Origin of the sequence: Bradyrhizobium sp. WYCCWR 12699 (assembly GCF_032144035.1) — a bacterium.
Taxonomy (GTDB): domain Bacteria; phylum Pseudomonadota; class Alphaproteobacteria; order Rhizobiales; family Xanthobacteraceae; genus Bradyrhizobium.
This window is the reverse complement of sequence record NZ_JAVTJN010000030.1, coordinates 444,065-469,090: the sequence shown is the minus strand read 5'-3', so window position 1 is coordinate 469,090 and position 25,026 is coordinate 444,065. Positions and strand designations below refer to the sequence as shown.

Sequence of the window (25,026 nt, the reverse complement as noted above, 5' to 3'; positions counted from 1 at the left end):
CGCAGCGAAGCAATCCAGAGTCTGTCCGTGGAGGGATTCCGGATTGCTTCGTCGCAAGAGCTCCTCGCAATGACGGGGCGAGAGACTTACGCGTCGCGGAAATTGGAGGGTGAGCGCGGCAGATATTGGGCAGCAGACGATCAGGTCCCCTCACTCCCTCAAATCATAGCGATACGATTTCGATACGATCTGCCAGCCGTCGGCGAGCTTCATCGCCACCAGATAGTCGGTGAAGAAGCGCGGCGGCAATTGGCACCGGACCTTGATGAAGGCGGTCTTCTCGTCGGAACGGTCGATGGTGACGATGAAGTCCTCGCGCGGCTTGCCTTCGGCCTTGCCGGAGGGGCGCTTGCGCACGCGGTCGAGCCAGTCGGGTACGGTCAGCACCTGCAGCTCGCCCTTCTCGACCCAGCGCAAATCCGCAGAGGGATGGAAGATGGCGCCGAGCTTTTCGGCGTCGCCCTCGTAAAGGCCGTCAAAATAGCATTGCACGACGGCTTCGACGCTCGAGCGGTTCTGGTTCATGGGTCATCCTTTTGCATGATGGCTTGGGACGAACTTAGTCGTACAGGTCAAAATGCGCTATGGGTGTGTCAGCCATTTGCGTGAGGCCTCGCCATGACCGGATCAGAAAATTCGAACGCTCGTATCCTGATCGGCGAATGCTGCTGCCGCACCGTGCGCTTCGAGGTTGCCGACGCATTCTCCTATGCGATGAACTGCCATTGCTCGAATTGCCGTCGCACCACCGGCTCCGCCTTCAAGCCGTTCGCCGGCATCGCGCAGGACAAGCTCCGTATTGTCCGGGGCGACGACCAGCGGCTGATTTTCGGCGACGACACCACCCACGACGTGCATTGTGGGCGATGCGGCTCGCTGCTTTATTCCCGGGTGCGAGAGGGACAATGGGTCCATGTCGCCATGGGAACCCTGGTCGATACCCCCTCGATCCGGCCGAGCGCCCATATTTTCGTGGCCTCGAAGGCGTCCTGGCACGACATCACGGACAATCTGCCGCAATATCGGGGGCATATCGGTGATGGCTAGGGGAATTTGGTCCGCACGCCGGCTTGGCCGCGAACCGCGGCCGGACTGGCGCGACAAACAGAGGGGGACTTTCGGGCTGTCGTCGGTGCGGTCTTCGTGACCTCCATCACAAGCGCCGCCGCCAGATCCTGCTAAAGCGGTCCTAAAGGGGCTCGAAACGCCCCGAACTTCGGAAGTTGTGTCATGCGCAATCTGCTCAGACTCTGCCCGCTTCTCCTCGCCGCAGCGCTGCTGTTCGGCGCAGAGCCCGCGTTCGCGGGCAACCGCGTCGCGCTGGTGCTTGCCAACTCGGCCTATCGGCACGCGCCCTCGCTCACCAACCCCGTCAACGACGGTGCGGTGATGGCCAAGACGCTGAAGGAGGCCGGTTTCGACACCGTCGATTACCGACACGATCTATCGGCCCAGGAGACGCGGCGCGTGCTGCGCGATTTCGCCGACGCGACCCGCAATGCCGACATTGCCGTGGTTTACTATGCCGGTCACGGTATCGAGGTCGAGGGTTCGAATTACCTGATCCCTGTCGACGCCAAGCTCGAGCGCGACACCGACGTCTATGACGAGGCGCTCTCGCTCGATCGCGTGCTGGTTGCCGTCGAACCGGCAAAACAGCTTCGTCTGGTGATCCTGGATGCCTGCCGCGACAATCCGTTCGGCAAGACGATGAAGCGTACGGTGGCCTCGCGCGGCATCGGCCGTGGCCTCGCCCAGGTCGAGCCGACCAGCCCCAACACGCTGATCGCCTATTCGGCGAAGGCCGGCTTCACCGCCCAGGACGGTGACGGTGCCAACAGCCCCTTCACGGTTGCGCTGTCGAAATATCTGACGACGCCGGGCCTCGACGTTCGCCGCGCCTTCGGTTTCGTGCGCGACGAGGTGCTCAAGTCGACCGGTAACAAGCAGGAGCCGTTCGTCTACGGATCGCTCGGCGGCGACGACGTGCCGCTGGTCCCGGTCAAGGTCGCGGCGGCCGCACCCGTCGCGCCCGTGGCTAACCCGCAGGCCGATATCCGCCGCGACTATGAGCTCGCGCTCCAGGTCGGCAACAAGGCGGCATGGGATGCCTTCCTCGCCCAGCACCCCGATGGTTTCTATGCGAACCTTGCCAAGCTCCAGGTCGAAAAGATCGGCGCCGAGCAGGCCCACGCAGCGGCGATCGCGAAGGCGAAGCAGGCCGAGGCCGAGCGGGATCGTCTCGCCGCCCTCGGCGCCCAGAAGGATGCGCAGGCCAGAGCCGCAGCCGATGCCAAGGCCGCCGAGCAGGCGCAGCTTGCCGCGCAGAAGACAAAGGAGCAGGCACAGCAGCAGGCCGCTGCCGCCGAGCAGCAGCGCGTCAATCTCGCCGCTGCGGCCCCGAGCGCGGCGCCGGCCAGCACGGCGAGCCCCGCCGGCACCAACGTCGCGTCGCTGACGCCGGCGACTGCGCCGGCCGATCTCAGCCGATCCGTGCAGACCGAGCTCGGCCGCGTCGGCTGCTTCTCGGGCACAGCCGACGGCAACTGGAGTACGTCCTCGCAGCGTTCACTGTCGCAGTTCAACCGCTACGCCGGCACCAAGCTCGACGTGAAGGTTGCGAGCACCGACGCGCTCGACGCCGTCAAGGCCAAGCCGTCGCGCGTCTGTCCGCTGGTTTGCGAACATGGCTTCAAGGCCGACGGCGACAAGTGCAGCAAGATCGTCTGCCGCGAGGGCTATGCGGTCAACGACGACAATGAGTGCGAAAAGCAGCGTGCGGCCAAGCCGGCCAAACCCGCGACCGCCAAGCGCGACGATGGCGATGAGCGTCCTGCGCGGCAGCGTCGTCAGGCCGGCGGTGCGGCGGCCGGGGCCGCGGGTGGTTATGGTGCTGCGGCCGGCATTGCTGCTGCCGCTGGCGCCAGCCGTGCCTCGGGCGGCGGGCAGATGTTCTGCAACAGCACCGGCTGCCGTCCTGTCAGCCGCGGCTGCCATCTCGAATATCGCGGCGGTGGCGGCCCCTCCAATGACGCCAATGCCGAGGTCTGCAACTGACAATTCCGATCGTCCCGGCAACGCCGGGACGATCAGTTCGAAATCGCGCTCGCCGCGATGTTCACGGTCAGGGCCAACAGGGCCGTGTTGTAGATGAATGACACGATCCCATGCGCGGTGGCCGTGCGGCGGATGGTCTTGCCGGTGATGCCGACGTCGGAGACCTGCGCGGTCATGCCAATCACGAACGAGAAATAGACGAAGTCCCAATAGTCGGCGTGGTCTTCCTTGTCGCCGCTCGGGAATTGCAGGCCGCCGGGCTTGGCGCCGCGGTAATAATCATGCGCGTAATGCAGCGCGAACGTCGTGTGCACGGCGGCCCATGACAGCGCGATGGTGGCAATCGCGATCGTGAGCTCCCACACGCCGCGATGCGGCGTGCCGAGCTCGGAGACGATCGCGGCGATGCTGGCGAATGCGCCTGTGGCCGTCACCAGCAGGATCAGGAAGCGGCCGTCGTCCTGCATCGCGGCGGAGCGGCGGATGTGCTGGTGGTCGTTGCACAGCATCATCGCATAGACCAGCACGAGATAGACCGCTATCAGCGCATCCCAGCCGAACAACAGGCGGGTCACCAACCGGTACGAGCCCGGCAGCAGCAGGCCGACCAGGATGCCGGCCGCAACCGCGATGAAGGTCCGCGGCCGCGCATAGATCAGCCGCACCGGCCGCGACATCTTGCGGAAGCGGGCGAGGGCGGGATCTTCCTTGCCGTTGCCCGCCATAGCAGCGCGTCAGTTCTTCCGCTCGGCGACGAAGCGCGCGGCGGCCTGCAGCACGGCGGCACGGTCGCCGAAGATCGACACGGCGCTATCGGCCCGGGCGAGCAGGTCGCGCACGCGCTGCTTGGCGCCTTCGATGCCGAGCTGGGTGACGAACGTGGTCTTGCCGAGCGCGGCATCGGCGCCGGCCGGCTTGCCGAGCGCGGCGGCATCGCCTTCGACGTCGAGCAGATCGTCGGCGATCTGGAAGGCCTCGCCGAGCGCGCGGCCGTAATCGTCGAGCGCCTGATATTCTTTCTGCGAGGCCTGGCCGAGAATCGCACCGGCGATGCAGCCGTAGCGCAGCAGCGCGCCGGTCTTCATCTGCTGGATGCGGGCGACATCGATCGGCTCGTTGCCGCCAAAGCGGCCTTCGCCGGCGAGATCGAGGATCTGGCCGCCGACCATGCCGCCGATGCCGGCGCAGCGCGCCAGCGCGCGTGTCAGCAGGAGGCGCACATTGGCGTCGCGATGGATCTCGTCGCGGGTGACGATGTCGAAGGCGAGCGTCAGGAGGCCGTCGCCGGCGAGGATCGCGGTCGCGTCATCGGTCTGCTTGTGCAGGGTGGGACGGCCGCGACGCAGGTCCGAATTGTCCATCGCCGGCAGATCGTCGTGGATCAGCGAATAGCAGTGGATGCATTCGAGCGCGGCGCCGACGAGCAGGGCGGCCTCGCGCGATACGCCGAATACGGCAGCGCTCTCGACCACCAGGAACGGCCGCAGGCGCTTGCCGCCGTTGAGGCTCGAATAGCGCATTGCGTCCATCAGTCGCTTGGGCCGGGCGATCTCATCGTGCAGGATGTCGTCCGACAGCAGGCGCCCGAGCAGGGCTTCGGTGTCATCAGCGGTCTTGTCCAGACGTTTGGCGAAATCGGACGGGGACGTGCCGGTCATCAAGAAAGGCTCCAGAACTAAAATTCGGCGGGACAATCCTTTATGCGCCCGCCCCAGTCAATCGTTTGGAAGGCCTAAAAAGTGCTGGAAAAGGCCCGAATTATCACAGACTTAATGGGGTGATCCGTGGCCGCTTCTCGTTCCATGCCGGAAAGGTCGATTTGCGCATCGTCAAAATCCTGCTCGTAGCGCTCGCGGTCGTCATTCTCGCGCCTTATGTGATCGCGCCGTTCTACCGCATCGGCCATCCCGTTTCGACGCTGATGGCGTGGCGCTCGCTCCGCGGCGTGCCGATGCAGCGGGAATGGATCGATCTGGCGGCGATGTCGCCCTATCTGCCGCGAGCGGTGATTGCAGCCGAGGACGCCCATTTCTGCAGGCATCACGGCATCGATTGGGGCGCGCTGCGCGAGGCGATCGACGATGCCCAGGAGGACGGTACGCCGTTCCGGGGCGCATCCACGATCACCCAGCAGGTCGCGAAAAATCTGTTCCTCTGGCAGGGGCGGGATTTCGTCCGCAAGGCGCTCGAATTCCCGCTGGCGCTCTGGATCGATCTCGTCCTGCCCAAGCCGCGGATCCTGGAGATCTATCTCAACATCGCCGAGTTCGGCCCCAAGGGCCAGTTCGGCGTCGAGGCCGGCAGCGCCTATGCTTTCGGCAAGTCGGCCGAGGACCTTTCCCCCCGGGAGGCGGCCCTTCTGGCCTCGATCCTGCCGAATCCGGTCAAACGCAGCGCCAAAACCCCCGGCCCGGGTGTCCGGCGGCTGGCGGCCACCTATATGGCCCGGGGGCAGGCGAGCTCGCTTGCGACCTGCTGGCGGGAAAATCGCTGATTTTGGGCCCATTCGGAGCGTATTTTCCGGCCCAAAAGCCTAGCTTTACGCCCGGCCTTCCTCTATAAGCCCGGCCTTGATCGGCATTTCGCTCGCCCCGTTTGGGTGCTGAGCCGTCCCGCGGACGATGCCCTGATGACACCAATCCCTAGAGGATATTGAAATGGCCGTTCCGAGAAGAAAAACCTCGCCGTCGCGCCGTGGCATGCGCCGCTCGGCAGACGCCATCAAGAAGCCGACCTATGTGGAAGACAAGGACTCCGGCGAGCTCCGTCGTCCGCATCATCTCGACCTCAAGACCGGCATGTACAAGGGCCGGCAGGTCCTGAAGAAGAAAGAGTCCTGAGCCCAGGACCTTTCTCCGGGCAGGAGGATTTCGCCTGCCTGATTTCGGCCCACCCATGAGATAGACGGTGACGGCGGCGGAGCGAATGCTTCGCCGCTGCATTGTTCTGTCCGGATATCATGCTTGAGAAGGCATTTTGCCGATGGTCGGTTTCCCGCTGCTTCTGATTCCGCTCGCGGTGTACAACATCATCGCTTTCCTGATGCCCAGCGTGTCCTTCTCGGACGTGCTGTTTCGGGTGCCGATGATCACGGGCGAGGCCTGGCCGGTCACGCTGGCCGATCTCATGCTCGCGCTCGGCGTGGTGCTGCTGCTGCTCGAAGTGGTCAAGGGCGCGCGGCCCGGATCGAAATTCCTGATGGACCATCTGCTGTCGCTGATCATCTTCGGCGCGGCCGCGGCCGAATTCGTGATGTGGCCCAAATTCGGCAACTCGACCTATTTCCTGCTGGTGCTGCTGGCGATGGCGGATTTCCTCGGCGGCATTGCCCAGCGCACGCGCCGCCGCGTCACCTATGTCGCCGAGACCACGGTGCCGGCGCCGCGCAAGGCCAAGCGCCAGGCCGAGGCGCCGGTGGAGGATGCGGCGTCCGAGCGCAAGTTCGAGCCGGTGATTGCGCCGCAGCCGGTGCCAGGAGAGCCTCCCGCACCCTCGGCGCAGTCCGTCGCCGAATCCGTGCTGATGGATCATCCTGCGCCGAAGCCCGTGCAGGGCGCGTCTTCGCCGGAAATTCCCTCGCCGCAGCTTCAGCCGGGTAACGGCACGCCGCCGTCTTCCGAGACGCCGCCGCGCTGATCGGCCTCAAGCCACCTGCCGTGTCCGTGCGCTGACGCTCTGCAGCGGGCGTTTGCCGCCATAGGCCATCTGCACGTCTTCGGAAGAGCCGCGGCGCAGCCGGCTCGCCTGGGGCAGCTGCTCGGCGTTGGCGATGAGCTGGGTGACGAAGCTGGGATCGGGGCGCAATATCGGCGTCTTGTGCACCCAGCGTAACGTCGGCATCAGCGGGACCAGGGCCGTGCCGGCCTGCCGCTTGATCTCTTCGATTCCATCCGTCGTCGCCATCGCAACACCGTTCATCAGATTGAGCTGGCGCGTTTTGGGACATTGGCGCCGGTGCATTTGATGGTCTCGCAAGGCCTATGCCGGTCGAGCTTAATCGTTCCTGGGCGGCTCGGGAACGTGGTTTCCAAATTGTTTATGAACTTTGCCTAGGGTCGAAGGCGAATCTGGCCCTATTCTGTGCCGGCTCAGGACTTACCCGCTGTCCCGAAACGAGGCGATTTTGACCCCTGCATTACCGCAAGCCTCCGACATTCTGGCCGCGCTCGGCCAGGCCGTGTTCGCCTGGGACGTCGCCAGCGATGCCATTGTCTGGGGTGACCAGGCCGCCAGCGTTTTTCCCGGCATTCCCGCCGAGCGCCTCGCGACCGGCGCCGAATTTGCCAAGCTGATCGAACCCGCGCCGTCGCTGCGGACCGCGGCGCTGGCGCAGACGTCCGCCGTGCACGGCGCCGACGGCACGCCCTACCGTGTCGAGTACGGCGTCCGCATGAGCGCCGCCGATCCCGTGATCTGGATCGAGGAGACCGGCCGCTGGTTCGCCGGCCCCGACGGCCGCCCCACGCGCGCGATCGGCTCGATCCGTATCAACAACGAGCGCCATGCTAGAGACGAGGAGCTGACCAAGCTGGCCCGGCTCGATCCGTTGACCGGCGAGCTCAACCGCTCGCACCTGATCGCCGCGCTGGCCGAGGCGATCGAGGAGACGACCCGCTTCCGCTCCACTGCGGCGTTCATGCTGGTCGGCATCGACCATCTCGCCCGCGTCAACGACGCCTTCGGCTTCGACGTTGCCGACGCTGTGATCCTCGACATCGCCAAGCGCATCCGCTCGCGCCTGCGTGGCGGCGACGTGCTCGGCCGCTTTTCCGGCAACAAGTTTGGCCTGATCCTGAAGAACTGCACCGTCGACGACATGAACGTCGCCGCCGAGCGTTTCCTCGCCGGCATTCGCGACGAGGTGGTGCCCACCAAATCCGGCCCGGTCTCGGTCACCGCCTCGATCGGCGCAGTCAGCTTGCCGCGCTACGCCCGCAACACCGACGAGGCCGTCAACCGCGCCCATGAGACGCTGGACGCCGCCAAGCGCCGTCGCGCCGGCTCGTTCGCGGCATGGCGTCCGGATGCCGCGCGCGACGCGCAGCGCCGGGTCAATATCCGCGTCACCGACGAGATCGTCACCGCGCTGAACGAGCGCCGCATCAAGCTGGCCTATGAGCCGGTGGTGTCGGCCGCCTCGCGCGAGCGCGCCTTCCACGAATGCCTGGTGCGGATGGACCAGGGCGGCGGCCAGGTGCTGCTCGCGCCCGACATCGTGCCGGTCGCCGAACGGCTCGGCCTGATCCGCCTGGTCGATCACCGCGTGCTCGAGCTCGTGGTCGCCGAGCTCGCCGGCGCGCCCGACATCTGCCTCAGCCTCAACATCTCGCCCGATACCACCATGGATCCGGACTGGTGGGCGGGAATCGAATCGCTGATGCTGGCCCATCCCGGCGTTGCCGAGCGGCTGATCGTCGAGATCACCGAGACGGTCGCGATCCAGGACATCGACGACGTCCGTGGCTTCGTCACGCGGCTGAAGAATTTCGGCAGCCGCATCGCCATCGACGATTTCGGCGCCGGCTACACCTCGTTCCGAAACCTGCGCAAGCTCGGCGTGGACATCGTCAAGATCGACGGCGCCTTCGTGCAGAACATCACCCATTCCGCGGACGACCGCGCCTTCGTGCAGACGCTGATCGATCTCGCGCGACGCCTCGATATCAAGACCGTGGCTGAATGGGTGCAGGACGAAGAGGCAGCAAGCATGCTGCGCGACTGGGGCTGCGACTATATCCAGGGCCGCCTGATCGGCTTGGCATCAGCCGAACGGCCGTGGGGCGCTCCGACGGATAGCGCGCTGCCGGCGGCGGGGTAGCATGTCACGCTAGAATTTTCCCTGTGAAATCAATCCCCCATCTACTGTGCATGGGGTTGTTTTCGCGAAATTGCATCTTAGCCGACCTCTGCAAAACGTTACGCCCCCTCATCCAGCGCCACCAGCTCGCGCTTCTTGCGCAGTGCGGGCAAGAGCGGTGCGATCAGCAGCATCATTGCGAATGCGAGGCACACTGCCGAGATCGGCCGCTGCACGAAGGTCCAGAGATCGCCCTGCGACAGGATCAGCGACTTGCGTAAGTTATTCTCCATCATCGGCCCCAGCACGAAGGCCAGCACCAGCGGCGCCGGCTCGTAGCCGAGCTTGCGCATGAAATAGCCGATGATGCCGAACGCGATCATCACATAGACGTCGAACACGTTGTTGCTGGAGCAGTAGACGCCCAGGATCGTGAACAGGATGATCAGGGGGAACAGGATGTTGTAGGGCAGCTTGAGCAGTTGCACCCACATGCCGATCATCGGCAGGTTCAGGATCAGCAGCATGACGTTGCCGATATACATGCTGGCGACGATGCCCCAGAACAGGCCGGGGTTTTGCGTGATCAGCAGCGGCCCCGGCTGCAGACCGTGAATGACGAAGGCCCCGAGCAGCAGCGCCATCACCACGTTCGGCGGAATGCCGAGCGTCATCAGCGGAATGAAGGCGCCGCCTGCCGCGGCGTTGTTCGCCGATTCCGGCCCCGCGACGCCTTCGATCGCACCATGGCCGAAACGTTCGGGCGTCTTCGACAGCCGTTTCTCCAGCGCGTAGGATGCAAAGGAGGCCACCACCGCGCCGCCGCCCGGCAGGATGCCGAGGAAGAAGCCGAGAATGGTGCCGCGGCCGACCGGACCTGCGCTCGCCTTCCAGTCCTCCCTGGTGGGCAGCAGATGCGTGATCTTTGTGTTGATGACGTCGCGCTTGATCGCCTGCTCGGTGTTGAGCAGCACCTCGGCGACGCCGAACAGGCCCATCACGACGGGCACGAGCCCGATGCCGTCGATCAATTCCATGCGGCCGAAGGTCAGGCGCGGCTGCGCCGTGATGCTGTCGAGCCCGATCAGTCCGAGCACGACGCCGATGCATGCCATCAGCAGCGCCTTCGGCATCGAGCCCTGCGTCAGGAAGGTGAGCACGACGAGGCCGAGCACCATCAGGCTGAAATATTCGGCCGGGCCGAACGCGATGGCGACGCTGGCAAGCTTCGGCGCGACCAGCATCAAGGCGATCAGTGCGAACGTGCCGGCAATGAAGGAGCCGAAGGCGGAGATGCCGAGCGCGGGGCCGGCGCGGCCCTGCTTCGCCATCTGGTGGCCGTCGATGCAGGTGACGACGGAAGCTGCCTCGCCGGGGATATTGACCAGGATCGAGGTGGTCGAGCCGCCATACATCGAGCCGTAATAGATGCCGGCCATCATGATGATGCCGGATTCCGGCGTGCCCGACAGCGTCACGGGCAGCAGCAGCGACATTGCCGAGATCGGCCCGATGCCCGGCAGCACGCCGACCAGCGTGCCGATGAAGACGCCGATGAAGCAATAGAGCAGGTTGACCGGCAGCAGCGCGACGCCGAATCCATGCGCGACGTTGACGAGTGTATCCATGAGGTCAGCCGATCCCGAACAGGCCCGAGGGCAGCTGGATCAGCAGCACCCGCTTGAGCACCCACCACATGCCCATGGGCACCAGCACGGCGATCGGAATCGCCAGCGTCCAGCGCACCGGATCGATCAGCCGCAACAGCAGCAGCATCAACGGGATCGACGACAGCAGAAAGCCGAGCGGCTCCAGTGCAACGGAGAATGCCACGAGACATGCGATCAGCAGCAGCGGCTTGCTCCAGCGCACATTCTCCCAGCGCGAGGCCAGCGTCGGGCCGCCCTCGGTGACCGCCGAGACGATGATGGCGCCAGCGAACAGGCACATCAGGATGCCCGTGTAGAACAGCACGTAGCCGGAGCCGGGATCGTTGATGGTGCCGAGCTTGAGCTTCATGCCCGACCATATCACGAAGCCGCCGAGCGCGAGCCCGATCAGCCCGCCCCAGAGCTCGGAATTGTCGAGGCGGAGTTTGACGTTGGTTTGGTTGGTCATCGACACCCTCTCGGCCGTTCCCCGGACGCTGCGCGGCACGAAGTGACGCGCTGCAGATCCGGGGTCCATGGATGCTTGGCAGGATGGGTCCCGGCTCTGCGGTGCACCGCTGAAGAAGCGCTGCACCGCGTCCCGGACACGCTGGTGGCTCAGTCTTACTTCTTCGCCAGCCCGAGCGTCTCGATCACCTTGCGCTCGGACTCCGTGACCTCGACGACGAACTTCTTGTAGTCCTCGGTGTTCTTGTAGTTCGGCACCATGTCGTATTTGGCGAGCGTTGCCACAACGGCGGGGTCCTCGACTGCCTTCTTGAAGGCATCGTGCAGCTTGGCGACGATCTTTGGATCGAGGCCCTTCGGGCCGGCGATGCCGAACGGGGAATCATAGACCATGGGGTAGCCGAGCTCCTTCAGCGTCGGCACATCGGGATAGTTCGGCGAGCGTGAGCCGGTCCACACCATCAACAGGCGCAGCTTGCCGGCGTCGACCAGCGGTCGCCATCCCGTGGAATCGGCCTGAAGCATCGTGTGCTGTCCCAGCACCGCGGCGTTGGTCTCGGCGCCGCCCTTGAACGGGACTTGCGTCAGCTTGATGCCGGACATCCCGGCGATCTGCTCCATGCCGATATGCAGCGAGGTGCCGGCGCCCGGCGTGGCATAGGTGACCTTGCCCGGGTTGGCCTTCGCGAACTCCACCACGTCCTTCCAGCTCTTGAACTGCGATTCTGCGCTGGTGGTCACACCGAACGTGTAGCCGGTGAGATGGACGATGTAGGTGAAGTCCTTGGCCGGATCCCACGATACCTCCTGCATCAAGGGCAGGCGGAAGACGGTGATCGGAATCTGCGAGATGGTGTAGCCGTCGGGCTTCGCGGCCGCGGCCATGGTCGCGGGCCCCACAGTGCCGCCGCCACCGGCCTTGTTGTCGATCACGATCGGCTGCCCCAGCACCTTCGAGGCGCTGTCGGCGATGGCGCGCATCGAGATATCGGTCGAGCCGCCGGCCGGCCATGGCACGATCAGCGTGATGGGTTTGGTGGGATAGTCCTGCGCCATTGCGGCGGTCGAGAGCAATGTGCCCAGGACAGCATGCATCGCGGCAGATGCGATCGTCTTCAGCCCGTATCGCGGCATCGGAATTCCTCCCTCGGGGCCGCTTGCGGGCCGCCGTTCTTCGTTCTTGTGAGAGGATTGTTCCCGAAATCGCGGGAGAAGAAAAGCGCGTTGCGCGATAGGGGCGCGGCGGTCGGTGCGGCAATGCCGGTCAAACCGGCACATGCGACAATTCGTCGTTTGGCCGTGTGCCGAGAGGCGGAATTTGAGCGAGCAGAAAGCCGTTACGCCACGCGCCGGACCGTGTTCAGCGTCTCGATGGTGCGGCCGACTTCCGATGCGGGGCACGGCTTGCCGAAATAATAGCCCTGCACGGCCGTGCAGCCGCATTCGCGCACGAAGTCGAGTTGCTCCTCGGTCTCCACACCCTCTGCCGTGGTCTCGACGCCGAGCACGGAACCGAGGCTGGCGATGGTGCGGACGATGGCAACGCTCTCGGGGCTTTCGCCGAGCGTGCCGACGAAGGAACGGTCGATCTTGATGCGGTCGAACGGAAATTTGCGCAAGTAACTCAGCGAGGAATAGCCGACGCCGAAATCGTCGAGGCTGACGCGGACGCCCAGCGCGCGGAGCTGGTGCAGGATCTCGATGGTCGCTTCACTGTCGTCGAGCAGGGCCGTCTCGGTGACTTCGAGCTCGAGACGCTGCGGCGGCAGGCCGGCTTCGGCGAGCGCGCTCGTGACCATTGCCACCAATCCGCGCGAGCGGAATTGCACCGGCGACAGGTTCACCGCGACGGCGACACCAGGCCAGGACGCGGCGGTCGCACAGGCGCTGCGCAGCACCCATTCGCCGAGCGGCACGATCAGCCCGTTCTCTTCCGCGATCGGAATGAACTCGGCCGGCGAGATGAAGCCGCGCGACGGATGTTTCCAGCGCAGCAGGGCCTCGAAGCCGGTGAGCTCCGACGAATCGAGCCGCATCTGCGGCTGGAACACCAGGTGGAATTCGCGTGCCTCCAGCGCGCCGCGCAGATCCTGCTCGAGCGCGTGGCGGCTGCGCGCCTCTTCCTCCATCTCGGGCTCGAACAGCTGATAGGCCCCGCGCCCCTTGGCCTTGGCCTGATACAGCGCGAGGTCGGCGCATTTCATCAGCTCGTCGGCATCGAGCCCGTGATCGGGCGCGATGGCGATTCCGACGGAGGCGCCGACATGGATCGACTGGCTCTCCAGCGGCGGCGGGCGGCCGATGATCTCGACCAGGCGCCGCGCAAGCTTCTCCGCCGATTGCGGCTGCGGTCCGCGCTGCAGCACGGCGAATTCGTCGCCGCCGAGACGCGCGACGGTGTCGTGCTCGCCGACATTCTCCTTCAGGCGCGCCGCGACCCAGCGCAGCAGGCGGTCGCCCGCGGCATGGCCGAGGCGGTCGTTGACCGTCTTGAAATTGTCGAGGTCGAAGCACAACACCGCCATCGCGCCGCCGGCGATCGCGACCTGGTTCAGACCCTCGCTCATCTTCTCGCGAAACAATGTGCGATTGGGCAGATCCGTCAGAGAATCGTGCCGCGCCATATGCGCCACCCGGGCCTGGGCCTTGTGGCGCTCGGTGACGTCTTCATAGGTGACGACCCAGCCGCCTTGCTCCATGCGCTTGTGATTGAGCTTGATGATGCGGCCGTCGTTCAGATGCCGGTGCAGCGTGTGCTCGCCCTCGCGCAGCCGTTCGACATAGTCGGCATAGAGCCTTGCCCCCGTCATGTTCGGGTGGATGCCGAGCTCGCAGCTGTGCTCCATGATCTCGCGCATCGAGACGCCGGGCTTCACGATGTCGGGCGACAGGCCGTACATCTCGATATAGCGGCGATTGCAGACGATCACGCGCAGGCTCGAGTCGAGCATGCACAGACCCTGGCTCATGTTGTTCAGCGCCGCGTCGAAGCGGCGGTACTGCTCGCTCAGCTCCCCGATCGCGTGTTCGCGCTCGGTGATATCCTCATAGGTGGCGACGAAGCCACCCTCGGGCAGCGCGCAATAGCGCACCGAGATCACCGTGTCGTTCGACATGCGCCGTCGCATCGGCGAGCAATCGCGGCTCGCGATCCGCGCGCGGGCAGCTTCGAGGATCTGCTGCGGGCTGTATTCCGAGGCAAACGCGCCGTTCGCTATCGAACGCTCGATCAGCTCGGAGAGATGCGTGCCGGGCCTGGTCTCTTCCGGCGACAGCAGGTAGATCTTGCGATAAGTGGTGTTGCAGACGCGCAGGCGCATGTCGCTGTCGTAGAAGGCGAGCCCGTGCGCCATGTTCTCCAGCGCCGCGTCGAGGATGAAGTTCTGCTGCCTCAGCGTCTCCTCGTATTGCAGCCGCTCCGTGACATCCTCGTGCACGGTCACCCAGCCGCCATCGGGCAGGAAACGGGAGACCGTCTGCACCATGCGTCCGTCATAGCGCATCACCAGCATGGTCTTGGCCCGCCTGGCGCGCACGTCCTCCAATCTGGAATGCTGGAATTCGTCGGCCGGCATGCCGGCCATGTTGCCGCGCGACAGCCAATGGTCGAGCACCGCATGATGCGAGACGCCCGGTTTCACGATTGCGGGATCGAGGTTGTAGAGGCTCAGGAAGCGCTCGTTGCAGACGACGACGCTGCTGTCGGCGTCGTACATGATGAGGCCGTGCGACATGTTGGCGAGCGCGTGCTGGCTGCGCTCGGTCTGCACGCGCAATTCCGCTTCGAGCCGGGCGAGGCGGGTGACATCGTCGCAGATCGTCATCCAGCCGCCGCCGGGAAGCGGCTTCAGCTCGAGCGACATGACGAGGCCGGTGGCTAGCCGCTGCTCGGTCCGGAACGGTTTTCCCCCCGCGATCTCCGCGATCCGCGCCGAATAGAGCGCGTCGATCTCGCTTTCCGGAAAGTTACCGCGGCCGGCGCTGTGCGCGAGCACCTCGCGGTAGCTCGTGCCCACCCGTACGATGTCGGCCGACATGCCGAACTGGGACAGGTAGCGTTGGTTGACCAGCACGATCCGGTTGTCGGCGTCGTAGACGCAGACGCCCTGTTCCATGTGGTCGAGCGCAAGCTGGCTCAGCGCGACCAGGGCTTCCGGGCCCTGCTCGCGGCGCGCACCAAGCTCGTTGTCGCAGGTCGAAATCATGGGATCGGCAGGATCTCGGCGGGCAATAGACTTAACGCAACCTAATTCAGCCACCGAGGGTAACGAAGAGGCGGGAAAATTCCCTTAAGCGCAGTAGTTTACGGAGGGTGACCGGCGATGGAGAGAGAGGCGGAATGCCGAGGCGCCTGCAAGAGTTGGCCGCCAGGACGCGGCAAATTCCGGAGATGATTGGGTCCGAAAGCCTTCGCTACGGCCCGTACAACACGAGTTCCGTATCCGTGAGATCGCCGAGCTGCGGCCGATGCGGGCCCTTGAAATATTTGCGGCCGCGCCGCTCGGTATAAATACCGACAAGGCCGGGAACCGGTCCATTGGAATCGATCGCCACCGCGATCTTGCCGAGCCGAAGCAGCAACCGGCCGATACGGCCTGCGCAGGCGGAATATTCCGCGGCGCTACGGCAATAGATCAGCTTCATCGCTGGGGGCGCAATGAAGCCGCGGCGGATGCGCACCGGTTGTAGAATGAACGGAAATGTTCCCTTCGGCGTGCGGCAGACGAGGCTGAGGCAATTGTAGCGCGCATGCCGCGTCAGCAACTCGGTCTCGGCTTCGGAAAGTCCCTCGATCGTCTTCGCGTGAGGCGAGATGACCTCGATCTCGCTCCAGCGCGGAACGCGCGCCAGTGCGGGCACCGAGAAGAATATGCCGCGGCAATAGGCGCGAAAGCCCTGGGTCTCGATGATCGGCCAGGTCCACGGCGCCGGGCTGATGTTGAAATAGGTCACGTCCTTGTGCCGCTGGGCGATCTTGGTCAGCAGCGGGGCGTAGTTGCGGTAGGCCGGATCGACATACCAGCTGGACAGGTTGCACTGAATGGCGGTCTCTTCGCCGTTCTTGCGTTCCGTATAGATCAGCAGCAGCACGCCGACCGGCGTGCCCTCATTGTCGAGCATATAGCCGAAGCGCGGATAGCCCTCCGGCACGGGCCGGAAAGCCTGCCGGCGCAGGCCCTGGATCCAATAGTTACGCGAGCGGCCCACGAAGCCACGCGTCAGCAGGTCCGCGACCGCTTCTGCGTCGGACTCGGTGATCTCGCGGCATCGGACCTTGGTGTGGATCACGCTCGTCTTACCCGTGGAAATGGCAGGCCTCGTTCGCTTTAGCGCCAACCTTCGCCATGGGCGCCGATCGTCGCCGACGGCTGCATGCCCATGATCTCCCGCACTTTGGCGGGCCAAGCGGAAAGGTCGGTGCCGTGGGTGTGGAACATAGCGACCGCCAGACGATCCATGCCGAAGGCGACGCACCCCGTGTGGGCCGGCTCGCCATTGGCATCCTGGATTCCCCAGGTCGTGCCGAAATGCTCGCGGTGATAGTTGAAGCTCATGCAAGCCGTCGGCTGCTCTTCCGAGCGCAGCGGAATGAGGAGCTCGAATTTGAGCTGCTGCTGCTTCTGGCTCACCGCCTTCATCTGTCCGACGCGGCCGAAGAACGGGTCGCTGGCATAGTCGACGCGGAAGGTCAGGCCGAGGTCGGTCGCGATCTTCTGCGCGCGCACCATCCAGCGCTCGCGGAAGTCGGCGACGTCGTCGGGCGTGCCGATACAGACATATTCGCGCATCCGGAACGATTGCAGCCGGTCGAGGTGCTTCGACGGCTCGCGGCGGAAGCAATCCGCGGCAACGTCGAAGCGCAGGCCGCCCTTCGGCAAGGGACCGCGGCTCGCCGCGATCGGATAGACCGGGTAGCAGGCAGCCGGCGACAGCACGAGATCGGCGGGCGAGAGCGAGGTGGTCCAATCGCCGCCGGCATCGAAGCGGCTCACCGCGGCGTTGATCTCGCGCTCGGTGCCGTGCAGGCCGCAAACGCAGCCGAGCAGGTTCGGAAAGCTCTTGAGGTAGCCGGATTTTTCCAGCTGGGCCCGGCTCATCACCGGCGGGAAGCGCATCACCTCGGTACCGGCCTCGCGATGGCCGGTGATGAGCGCGGCGAGCTTCTCGACGACGCCTTCATAGAGCGCGGTGCGGGCATAGACGCCGTCGGCGCCCATGCGATGGAACAGCTTGTCGGCGAGATGATCGAGCGGATCGATCATCTGCGGCGCGGTGGCGGGCGAATCGGGGAGGACGGCAATGTTCATGGTTAGGTGTCCTGCTATCTCAAAATTGTTCTTGTTGGTTCAGTCGCCAGGTACTTAGTCACGAAGGCTTGTCGGCACCCCGCTCATCAGCGTCGATGTCGCGGCGTTGGCCAGAATGCGGTCGTTGTTGATCATGATCGGGGACGACAGCACGTCGCGGAGATGCCGGCCCATGGTGAACTCGCCGTCGTTGCGATAGCCGGAGAGGCCGGCCGTGCGCATCGCGTGCATTACGGTCTCGACCGCGAGCTCGGAGGCCTGCACCTTGAGAAGCGTGATCGAGGACTGGAAGTCGAGCGAGGCGAGGGCGCGCTCGTCGTGTTCGGCGTGGGCGAAAGCATCGATGTTGGCCGCGATCAGCGCGCGCAGCTTGGCCAGCGACATCTTCGCGGCAGTGAAATGCGCCGCGGCCGGCGGCATCTGGCCGCCGGAAGAGCGCGCCGCCTTGCGGATGAAGGCCTGCGCGCGGGTCACGGCTGCGGCGGCGATGCCGGCCCAGGCCGACGACCAGCACAGATGTGCGAACGGCGTCATGGTCTGGGCATGGATCTTGTCATAGGCTTCCGGGAAGACGCGGTCGGCGGGGCAATCGACCTTCAGCTCGAAGCCGGTCGAGCAGGTGCCGCGCATGCCCAGCGTTTCCCAGCCCAGCGTCCGCTTCAGCGAGTAATCGTCCTTGGCGAGGGCCAGCAGAACCTGGTCGGAGGCTGCGGCCTCGGTGGCGCGTCGGGCGATGGTGACGAGGCCGTCGGCCTCGGCGCCGTAGGAGATGACGGTGGCGTCGCGCACCAGCGAAACGGTATCGCCTGCGTGGTCGACGGCCGCGGCGCTGGCGCGGATGTTGCCGCCGTTCTGGCCTTCGGTGGTGGAGGAGGCGAGCAGCCACTGGTCGCGGGCGACCCGGCGCATCATGGTTTCCATCCAGGGGATGCCGTGGCCGTGCCTGACGACGCAGGCGACCTTGGTCTGGTGCATCGCATAGATCATCGCGGTCGAGGCGCAGGCGCGTCCCAGCGTGTAGCAGATGTCGGTGACGTCGTAGATGGAGGCGCCGAAGCCGCCGAACTCGACCGGGATCATGACGCCGAGCAGCTTCTGCTCCCGCGCGACCTCGAAAGCCTTGTGCGGGAAACGGGCGTCGCGGTCGACGCCGTCGGCGTCGGCCGCCGCAGCAGCAGCGGTCCGGGCGGCGCGCTCGATCAGGGAAGGCGTCTGCTCCAGGAAGCTTGTCTGCGTTTCGTCGACAGTGAGGACTGCTTCACGCACGTTCATACTCGTCCGCCTCCGGTTTGCCGTTCGAGATCGCCGGCATCATTCGCGATGCGCGTAAGCGATCCTCCGGCCATCTTTGCTTGTGAGATGAGGCTACGGATTTAATTCAAATTCGTCGATGAAATAGAGGGTAAACAAAGCCCAATTCCGAACGAACAGTTAAGTTCGGGTTGTTTGCATCTCCTGATTTTCCGGCATCGCGTTAGGATTCTGGAAGAAGGGCGAATTCCAGACAATCTGAGTCATCGTTTACTAAGAAACGCGAAGTATTGGTGCTGGGCATTGCGGGACCGGCGGGCCGCGCCCATCGTAGCGGCAAGCCGGTCCGGACCTTCGACAGACAGACGGGAATTTGCCGATGCAAGCCTTTGATACCGAATTGCGCAATCGCATCATCAAGCTGGTGAAGGGCCTCCTCGAGCAGAATTCGCTCAGCGCCGACGTCACGCCGTCCGCCAAGCTGGTCGATGCCGGCCTGACCTCGATGGACATGGTCAATCTGATGCTCGGCGTCGAAGCCGAGTTCGACTTCACCATCCCACAGTCCGAGATCACGCCGGAGAACTTCCAGTCCGTCGAAACGCTGGAGCGGATGGTCGCGGCCCAGCTGCGGTTGGCGACCGCGGCTTAAGCCAAAACTGCGGCTATCGCCCCTGCGTTCGCAGCGACGACACCGAGTGTGGAGCGCGCGCCACCCACACCACCGCCATCACCCCTCCCCCGTTCCAAAACCGCCCCAAAGCTGGCATAGCTTAACCATGTCGTACGTGACGAACATGGTGGAGCAGGCATGGCGCAGGCAGTATTGGGCATCATCGGCGGCTCGGGCATCTATGACCTGCCGGGCCTCGAAGGTGCGCGCGAAGAGGTGATCAGCAGCCCGTGGGGCGAGCCGTCGGCTCCCCTCAGGCGTGGCACCATCGCCGGCCTGCCAATCGTGTTCCTGCCGCGGCACGACAAGGGACACCGCCTGTCGCCCTCCGACATCAATTATCGCGCCAATATCGACGTGCTCAAGCGCGCCGGCGTCACCGACCTGATCTCGCTGTCCGCCTGCGGCTCCTTCAAGGAGGAGATGCCCCCCGGCACCTTCGTGCTCGTCGACCAGTTCGTCGACCGTACCCACAAGCGGGAGAGCTCGTTCTTCGGCCGGGGCTGCGTCGCGCATGTGTCGATGGCCCATCCGGTCTCGCCGCGGTTGCGCATCCATCTCGCGGCAGCGGCTGAAGCCGAGAATATCGCGATCGCGCGGGGCGGAACCTATGTCTGCATGGAGGGGCCGCAATTCTCCACCTACGCCGAGAGCATGACCTACAAGACGCTCGGCTATTCCGTGATCGGCATGACCAACATGCCCGAGGCGAAGCTCGCACGCGAGGCGGAGATCTGTTACGCCACGGTGGCGATGGTGACGGATTTCGATTGCTGGCATCCCGACCATGATGCGGTCACCGTGCAGGACATCATTCGCGTATTGACGTCGAACGCCGACAAGGCGAAGGCGCTGGTGGCGCGGCTGGCCAAGGATTTTCCGCGCGAGCACGAACCGTGCCCGATCGGCTCGGACCGCGCACTCGACACCGCGCTGATCACGGCGCCCGAGGCGCGCGATCCGGAGCTCCTCAGGAAGCTCGACGCAGTGGCGGGGCGCGTGCTGCGGGCTTGAAAAGCAAGAGAGACGAAAAGGCAGAATGCCATGAAGGTCGACGGCAAGCATTTCCGCAGCATCTGGCGCGAGCGTGATGGGTGGTCGGTCGGCGCGATCGACCAGCGCCGGCTGCCGCATGAGTTCATCGTCGCGAAGCTGACCTCGTGCGAGGACGCCGCCGTCGCCATCCGCGACATGCTGGTGCGCGGCGCGCCGCTGATCGGCGCGACCGCGGCCTATGGCATGGCGCTCGCCATGCGCGAGGATTCCTCCGACGCCGGCCTGAAGCGTGCTTACGAGACGCTCGTGGTGGCGCGGCCGACGGCGATCAATCTGAAATGGGCGCTGGACGAGATGCGCATCGCGCTCGCGCCGATCGATCCGGTGGAAAGGGCCGAGGCGGCTTACGCGCGTGCCGACGAGATCGTCGAGCAGGACGTCGAGATCAACCGCGGCATCGCCGGCAACGGTCTGAAGCTGATCGAGGCGATCGCAGCGAAGAAGCCGGGCGAGACGGTCAACGTGCTGACCCATTGCAACGCCGGCTGGCTCGCAACGGTCGATTGGGGCACGGCGACCGCGCCGATCTATCTTGCGCATGAGCGCGGCATCAAGGTCCATGTCTGGGTCGACGAGACGCGCCCGCGCAACCAGGGTGCCTCGCTCACCGCATGGGAGCTCGGCCATCACGGCGTGCCGCACACGGTGATCCCCGACAATACCGGCGGGCATCTGATGCAGCATGGTATGGTCGATCTCGCCATCGTCGGCACCGACCGCGTCGCTGCCAATGGCGACGTCTGCAACAAGATCGGTACCTATCTGAAGGCGCTCGCCGCGCATGACAACGGCGTGCCGTTCTACGTCGCGCTGCCGTCGCCGACGATCGACTTCGCCGTCCATGACGGCATCCGCGACATCCCGATCGAACAGCGCAGCGGCGTGGAGGTCACCGACATGACCGGCCGCACCGCCGACGGCCGGCTGGAGACGGTGCGCATCGTGCCCGAGGGCTCGCCGGTCGCGAATTACGCCTTCGACGTGACGCCTGCGCGGCTCGTCACCGGTCTCATCACCGAGCGCGGTGTGCTGAAGCCGGATCGCGCCGCGCTGGCGGCGGCATTTCCCGAGCGCGTCGCCGCCGCGGCAGAGTAGGTCTCGTAGGGTGGGCAAAGGCGCGAAGCGCCGTGCCCATCCATGCTTGCGGTGGCACGCTTTCGCTTTGTTCACCCTGCGGCATTTGTGGACTAGGACGTGTACTCATAAACGTCAGCTTTCGAGAGTTAAGCTGAAGTCGCCTCGCTCGGTCGGGATCGACGGCCTATGACCCAAAGGCGACCTCACTGCTCCGGCACCCCAGCTAATCTCAGCCCCTCATACAGGCGAGCACGTCCGGCGAGGTAGATCGGATTGTCGCTTGGCAGATGGGAGCGCACGCGACGGATGGAGAAGCTCGAATTGAGAGCAAGCCCAGCCCGCGCCGCACGCTTTGCCTCCTGGATCGCACCGAGCCAAGCCAAAGCAGCAGCCAGCCAAAAATGCGCGAGCGGATGATTCCGATTTGCCTCAATGCTACGACGTAAACAAACCACCGCCTCTCCGTATAGGCCAAGATGGAACTTAGCCATTCCGACAATCATCAGCCAAATATAGGAACGGCTATCGCGAGGTGACAAACGAAGGGCCTCCTGCACATCGGCTTCGGTCTCCCCCGCCCGGCCGATGTACACCTTTGCCAGACCAATCCAAGCGTAAGCATGGGCTAAATTGCGATCGAGTGTTAGGGCCCGTTGGCATTCAGCAATACCCTCGGAGACGCGGTTCGTAAGCACTTGAAGGACGCCTAATCGCAAGTGCGCCAACGCATGCTCAGGAGCGAGCGATAAAACTTCGTTTATAGTTGCCTCAGCCATTTCAAGCCGCGAAGCTGGGTCGTCAGTTAACAATGCGGCGACCGCCGCCTCATCCAGACCTGCGCAGCCGACTAACGCATCGATGCAGCCGGGATCTTTGACCAAAGCACTTTCGAAAAAGCCACGCGCCTGCGTCAGGTGCTCTGGCGTAGTCCCTCTGTTTGCGATAGCGACGCCCTGGAAATAAAGATCCATCGCGTCTGGATCTACGGAGCGTTGGGCTCTCCGCGCCTCTGCCGCAATGAGCTCAGCATTTAGCGCGCTAGCCAGCCGAGCGACGATTTCGTCCTGCATATCGAACATATCGACAAGAGATTTATCAAATCGATCGGCCCAAACGTGACTACTGCTTTCGCTATCGATTAATTGAGTGTTCACCCGAATCCGATTGCCACTTCGCTGAACAGATCCTTCGAGCACGTAGCGCACGTTCAACTCGCGCCCGATCCTCTTTACATCAATCGTTGTACCTTTGTACGTGAATGCGGTGTGACGGCCGATTACAAATGCACCTGATATGCGAGACAGGTCGGTGGTCAGTGCCTCTGTCACGCCGTCGACGAAGTACTCTTGCTCCGGACCCCCACCCAGATTGGCAAACGGTAGAACGACAATGGAAAGGCGAGGTGGAGAGGATGCAGGCTCGAAAGCCGGCCGTGCCCGCGAGGACGTGCTCAGGTCACCCCAGATTACAGCGTAGGGCCGCACAGCGCGATCAATATTCTTGAGAGTGCGCTCTCCGAGGTCGATGAAATCGACCGAGACTTTGCCCCGCACATAATCGTATGCGGAAGACGAGATACAGATGCCGCCGGGTTGCGCCAAGCTCTCAAGCCGCGCTGCGATGTTGACGCCATCTCCGAAAATGTCATGGGGCTCAACAATTACGTCGCTAATGTTTATACCAACCCGGAAAGCGATGCGCACTTCTTCAACTTCATTAGCGGTCAGGTCCTTAATAAGGCTCTGGAACAAAACGGCAGCTCGAAGCGCGTCGACCGCGCTCGGAAATTCCGCCAAGAACCCGTCCCCGGTATTCTTGACGACGCGGCCGCCGTGTTCGGCGATTGCTGGATAAACAGCATCCGCTAAGATTACTGTCAGTTTCGCGTGCGTGGCTTCTTCGTCATGATGCATAAGCCTCGAATAGCCGGCCACATCAGCAGCCAAAATCGCCGCTAATCTGCGCTCGACCCGTCGGTCCTGTGCCATGGCGATCCACTTTGGTGGCCGCCATTGTACGACAGTTCGGACGGAATGCCCACCAGGCCGATGTCGCCTATTGGCCCAACGCGGACCTTCTGCAACATTCCGATTTCGGACTGCTATCAGAGGCATAGCAGACGTCAGACGGCGACCCCCGATTAATGAATACGCGCCCTAGCTCAGCTTCAGCGCCGTCGCGGCTTCAAGTTCGGTGATTGCCTGGGCGCCGCTCGTCACCTTGATCGTGGTCATGCCCATCTCGCGCGCCGGCTTGAGGTTGACGCCGAGATCATCGAGATAGACGCACCTCTTGGGATCGACCTTCAGGGTCTCAACCATGATCCTGTAGATGCGCGGGTCGGGCTTGCGCAGGCCGATCTTGGCGGATTCGATCACGTGATCGAACAGCACCATGACCTCGGCGATGTAGAGCGAGCGCCCCGTCATGCTGCCAATGGCATTGGCCGGCAGGTTGTTGGTGATGCAGCCGGTCTTGAATTGCGCCTTGATGCGCTTCAAGGCTTCGACCATCTCGGGGCGGAGGTCGCCCTGCAGCAAGGGCAGCACGTCGCGGCCGCGCACCTCGGCGCCGAGGGCCAGCGATTCCTCGGCAAACAGGCGATCGAACGTCTCGATGTCGACCTCGGCGCGCTCGAACTTGGCCCAGGCGTTTTCCAGATGGTTGGCGGCATTGGTGCGTCGGATGATGTCGGCGGGCAGGCCGCGTTCGGTCTCGAATCGCGTGAACGCCTCGAAAGGCGAGCTCGTCAGCACCCCGCCAAAATCAAAGATCACCGCCTCGATCGTCACGATCCTGCCCTCGTCAATTGCTTTCCAAGAGGGCTAGCATGCGCTATCGGCAAGAGCCAGTCCGAAGCAATCCACCGCCGCAGACCGAAGCGTGTTCCCATGAAGAAGCTTGCCACGTTCGTCACGACAGCGCTGCTGCTCGCCACGCCCGCTCACGCGATCGTCGGCGGCGGCACGCCGCAGGCCGAGGGCGTCGCGCGCGCGGTCGTCACCATCGTCGGCTCGCGCGGCAATTTCTGCACCGGCAGCCTGATTGCGCCACGTGTGGTCCTGACGGTCGCGCACTGTGTGCAGCCCGGCGCTGACTACAAGATCGTCGATCGCGGCAGCGACGGTGCGCCGCAATTGCTGAACGTGCGCACGGTCGCGATCCATCCGAACTTCAACATGCAGGCGATGCAATCACATCGTGCCACTGCCGACGTGGCATTGCTGCAACTGGAAATTCCACTCAAGGGAAAATCCGCGGTGACGGTCGGCATGCCGCAGATTCCGATTCGGGTGGGCGGTCGCTTCACGATCGCTGGCATTGGCGTCACGGTGCGCGGGGACGGCAAGAGTGGCGGCACGATTCGTGTCGCCGGACTCGTTGCCACGGGCCAGCCCGGCACGCTCCAGATCCGGCTGGTCGATCCCGTAACCAACGGTGTTCGTGAAGGAATCGGCGCCTGCACAGGCGATTCCGGCGGGCCTGTGTTCGAGGACAAGCCGAATGGTGCCGTTCTCGTCGGTCTCGTCAGTTGGTCCACGGGGCCGAACGGCGCTGTCGGTTGCGGCGGCTTGACCGGTGTCACACCGCTCACGCTCTACCGCGACTGGATCTTGCAGACCGCGCGGGGCTGGGGTGCGGCGCTGTGATTTGACCGCGACTTGATCTATGTCATTTTGAAGCGGAGGC

23 protein-coding genes are annotated in these 25,026 nt (G+C 64.3%); 10 read left to right on the top strand and 13 right to left on the bottom strand.

Annotation, left to right across the window (positions count from 1 at the left end; translation table 11 throughout):
* Positions 1-150 precede the first annotated feature (150 nt).
* The gene (locus RPS27_RS12990; RefSeq protein ID WP_194405018.1) at positions 151-525 is read right to left on the bottom strand and encodes a nuclear transport factor 2 family protein; all 375 of its coding nucleotides are present in this window, start codon (positions 523-525) and stop codon (positions 151-153) included.
* A 93-nt stretch (positions 526-618) separates the two neighbouring features.
* Here RPS27_RS12990 and RPS27_RS12985 point away from each other — a divergent pair, with 93 nt between their 5' ends.
* Positions 619-1,047, top strand: a complete 429-nt coding sequence (locus RPS27_RS12985) for a GFA family protein (protein WP_313754064.1) — start codon at positions 619-621, stop codon at positions 1,045-1,047.
* A gap of 183 nt (positions 1,048-1,230) precedes the next feature.
* Positions 1,231-3,057, top strand: coding sequence for a caspase family protein (locus RPS27_RS12980; protein WP_212064981.1), 1,827 nt, complete (start codon positions 1,231-1,233; stop codon positions 3,055-3,057).
* A 32-nt stretch (positions 3,058-3,089) separates the two neighbouring features.
* Here RPS27_RS12980 and RPS27_RS12975 read toward each other — a convergent pair whose 3' ends face one another.
* Both RPS27_RS12975 and RPS27_RS12970 read right to left on the bottom strand, forming a co-directional pair.
* Positions 3,090-3,782 (bottom strand): DUF1345 domain-containing protein, encoded by a 693-nt coding sequence (locus RPS27_RS12975; protein WP_211415420.1) that lies wholly within the window; start codon positions 3,780-3,782, stop codon positions 3,090-3,092.
* A 9-nt stretch (positions 3,783-3,791) separates the two neighbouring features.
* The gene (locus tag RPS27_RS12970) at positions 3,792-4,715 is read right to left on the bottom strand and encodes a polyprenyl synthetase family protein (RefSeq protein WP_194405014.1); all 924 of its coding nucleotides are present in this window, start codon (positions 4,713-4,715) and stop codon (positions 3,792-3,794) included.
* 161 nt (positions 4,716-4,876) lie between these two features.
* On the opposite strand from RPS27_RS12970, the gene mtgA reads away from it, so the two are divergent.
* From mtgA to RPS27_RS12955, 3 genes are all read left to right on the top strand, one after another.
* On the top strand, positions 4,877-5,551 hold the full coding sequence (mtgA, locus tag RPS27_RS12965) for a monofunctional biosynthetic peptidoglycan transglycosylase (RefSeq protein ID WP_212064982.1): 675 nt from the start codon (positions 4,877-4,879) through the stop codon (positions 5,549-5,551).
* 163 nt (positions 5,552-5,714) lie between these two features.
* Positions 5,715-5,897 carry a 50S ribosomal protein L32 gene (rpmF, locus tag RPS27_RS12960; protein WP_007598106.1) on the top strand — a complete coding sequence of 61 codons (183 nt, stop codon included), beginning with the start codon at positions 5,715-5,717 and terminating at the stop codon, positions 5,895-5,897.
* 142 nt (positions 5,898-6,039) lie between these two features.
* The gene (locus RPS27_RS12955; protein ID WP_212064983.1) at positions 6,040-6,693 is read left to right on the top strand and encodes a hypothetical protein; all 654 of its coding nucleotides are present in this window, start codon (positions 6,040-6,042) and stop codon (positions 6,691-6,693) included.
* Positions 6,694-6,699: 6 nt separating this feature from the next.
* Here the strand turns inward: RPS27_RS12955 and RPS27_RS12950 are convergent, their stop codons facing one another.
* Positions 6,700-6,960 (bottom strand): hypothetical protein, encoded by a 261-nt coding sequence (locus RPS27_RS12950; protein ID WP_212065226.1) that lies wholly within the window; start codon positions 6,958-6,960, stop codon positions 6,700-6,702.
* 220 nt (positions 6,961-7,180) lie between these two features.
* Here RPS27_RS12950 and RPS27_RS12945 point away from each other — a divergent pair, with 220 nt between their 5' ends.
* Entirely contained in the window at positions 7,181-8,875 is a 1,695-nt protein-coding gene (locus tag RPS27_RS12945) for a bifunctional diguanylate cyclase/phosphodiesterase (protein WP_212064984.1), read from the top strand.
* Positions 8,876-8,973: 98 nt separating this feature from the next.
* Here the strand turns inward: RPS27_RS12945 and RPS27_RS12940 are convergent, their stop codons facing one another.
* From RPS27_RS12940 to RPS27_RS12910, 7 genes are all read right to left on the bottom strand, one after another.
* On the bottom strand, positions 8,974-10,482 hold the full coding sequence (locus RPS27_RS12940) for a tripartite tricarboxylate transporter permease (protein ID WP_212064985.1): 1,509 nt from the start codon (positions 10,480-10,482) through the stop codon (positions 8,974-8,976).
* A 4-nt stretch (positions 10,483-10,486) separates the two neighbouring features.
* Positions 10,487-10,972 carry a tripartite tricarboxylate transporter TctB family protein gene (locus RPS27_RS12935; protein ID WP_212064986.1) on the bottom strand — a complete coding sequence of 162 codons (486 nt, stop codon included), beginning with the start codon at positions 10,970-10,972 and terminating at the stop codon, positions 10,487-10,489.
* 155 nt (positions 10,973-11,127) lie between these two features.
* The gene (locus RPS27_RS12930) at positions 11,128-12,105 is read right to left on the bottom strand and encodes a tripartite tricarboxylate transporter substrate binding protein (RefSeq protein ID WP_212064987.1); all 978 of its coding nucleotides are present in this window, start codon (positions 12,103-12,105) and stop codon (positions 11,128-11,130) included.
* A 203-nt stretch (positions 12,106-12,308) separates the two neighbouring features.
* The gene (locus tag RPS27_RS12925) at positions 12,309-15,176 is read right to left on the bottom strand and encodes a PAS-domain containing protein (RefSeq protein ID WP_212064988.1); all 2,868 of its coding nucleotides are present in this window, start codon (positions 15,174-15,176) and stop codon (positions 12,309-12,311) included.
* Between the two features lie 208 nt (positions 15,177-15,384).
* Entirely contained in the window at positions 15,385-16,260 is an 876-nt protein-coding gene (locus tag RPS27_RS12920) for an acyl-CoA acyltransferase (RefSeq protein WP_212064989.1), read from the bottom strand.
* Positions 16,261-16,298: 38 nt separating this feature from the next.
* Positions 16,299-17,279 (bottom strand): amino acid--[acyl-carrier-protein] ligase, encoded by a 981-nt coding sequence (locus tag RPS27_RS12915; RefSeq protein WP_212064990.1) that lies wholly within the window; start codon positions 17,277-17,279, stop codon positions 16,299-16,301.
* A 54-nt stretch (positions 17,280-17,333) separates the two neighbouring features.
* Positions 17,334-18,551, bottom strand: coding sequence for an acyl-CoA dehydrogenase family protein (locus RPS27_RS12910; protein ID WP_194405005.1), 1,218 nt, complete (start codon positions 18,549-18,551; stop codon positions 17,334-17,336).
* Between the two features lie 358 nt (positions 18,552-18,909).
* Here RPS27_RS12910 and RPS27_RS12905 point away from each other — a divergent pair, with 358 nt between their 5' ends.
* From RPS27_RS12905 to mtnA, 3 genes are all read left to right on the top strand, one after another.
* Positions 18,910-19,182 carry a phosphopantetheine-binding protein gene (locus RPS27_RS12905; protein WP_211415430.1) on the top strand — a complete coding sequence of 91 codons (273 nt, stop codon included), beginning with the start codon at positions 18,910-18,912 and terminating at the stop codon, positions 19,180-19,182.
* A gap of 159 nt (positions 19,183-19,341) precedes the next feature.
* Complete coding sequence (locus RPS27_RS12900; RefSeq protein ID WP_194405003.1) at positions 19,342-20,217, top strand: S-methyl-5'-thioadenosine phosphorylase; 876 nt, start codon at positions 19,342-19,344, stop codon at positions 20,215-20,217.
* Positions 20,218-20,247: 30 nt separating this feature from the next.
* The gene (mtnA, locus tag RPS27_RS12895; protein WP_212064991.1) at positions 20,248-21,354 is read left to right on the top strand and encodes an S-methyl-5-thioribose-1-phosphate isomerase; all 1,107 of its coding nucleotides are present in this window, start codon (positions 20,248-20,250) and stop codon (positions 21,352-21,354) included.
* Between the two features lie 185 nt (positions 21,355-21,539).
* Here mtnA and RPS27_RS12890 read toward each other — a convergent pair whose 3' ends face one another.
* Both RPS27_RS12890 and RPS27_RS12885 read right to left on the bottom strand, forming a co-directional pair.
* Positions 21,540-23,324 carry an adenylate/guanylate cyclase domain-containing protein gene (locus RPS27_RS12890; protein WP_313754063.1) on the bottom strand — a complete coding sequence of 595 codons (1,785 nt, stop codon included), beginning with the start codon at positions 23,322-23,324 and terminating at the stop codon, positions 21,540-21,542.
* Positions 23,325-23,492: 168 nt separating this feature from the next.
* Positions 23,493-24,128, bottom strand: coding sequence for an HAD-IA family hydrolase (locus tag RPS27_RS12885; protein WP_212064992.1), 636 nt, complete (start codon positions 24,126-24,128; stop codon positions 23,493-23,495).
* A 99-nt stretch (positions 24,129-24,227) separates the two neighbouring features.
* Between RPS27_RS12885 and RPS27_RS12880 the strand changes: the two genes are divergently transcribed.
* Entirely contained in the window at positions 24,228-24,986 is a 759-nt protein-coding gene (locus RPS27_RS12880) for a trypsin-like serine protease (RefSeq protein ID WP_212064993.1), read from the top strand.
* Positions 24,987-25,026 lie beyond the last annotated feature (40 nt).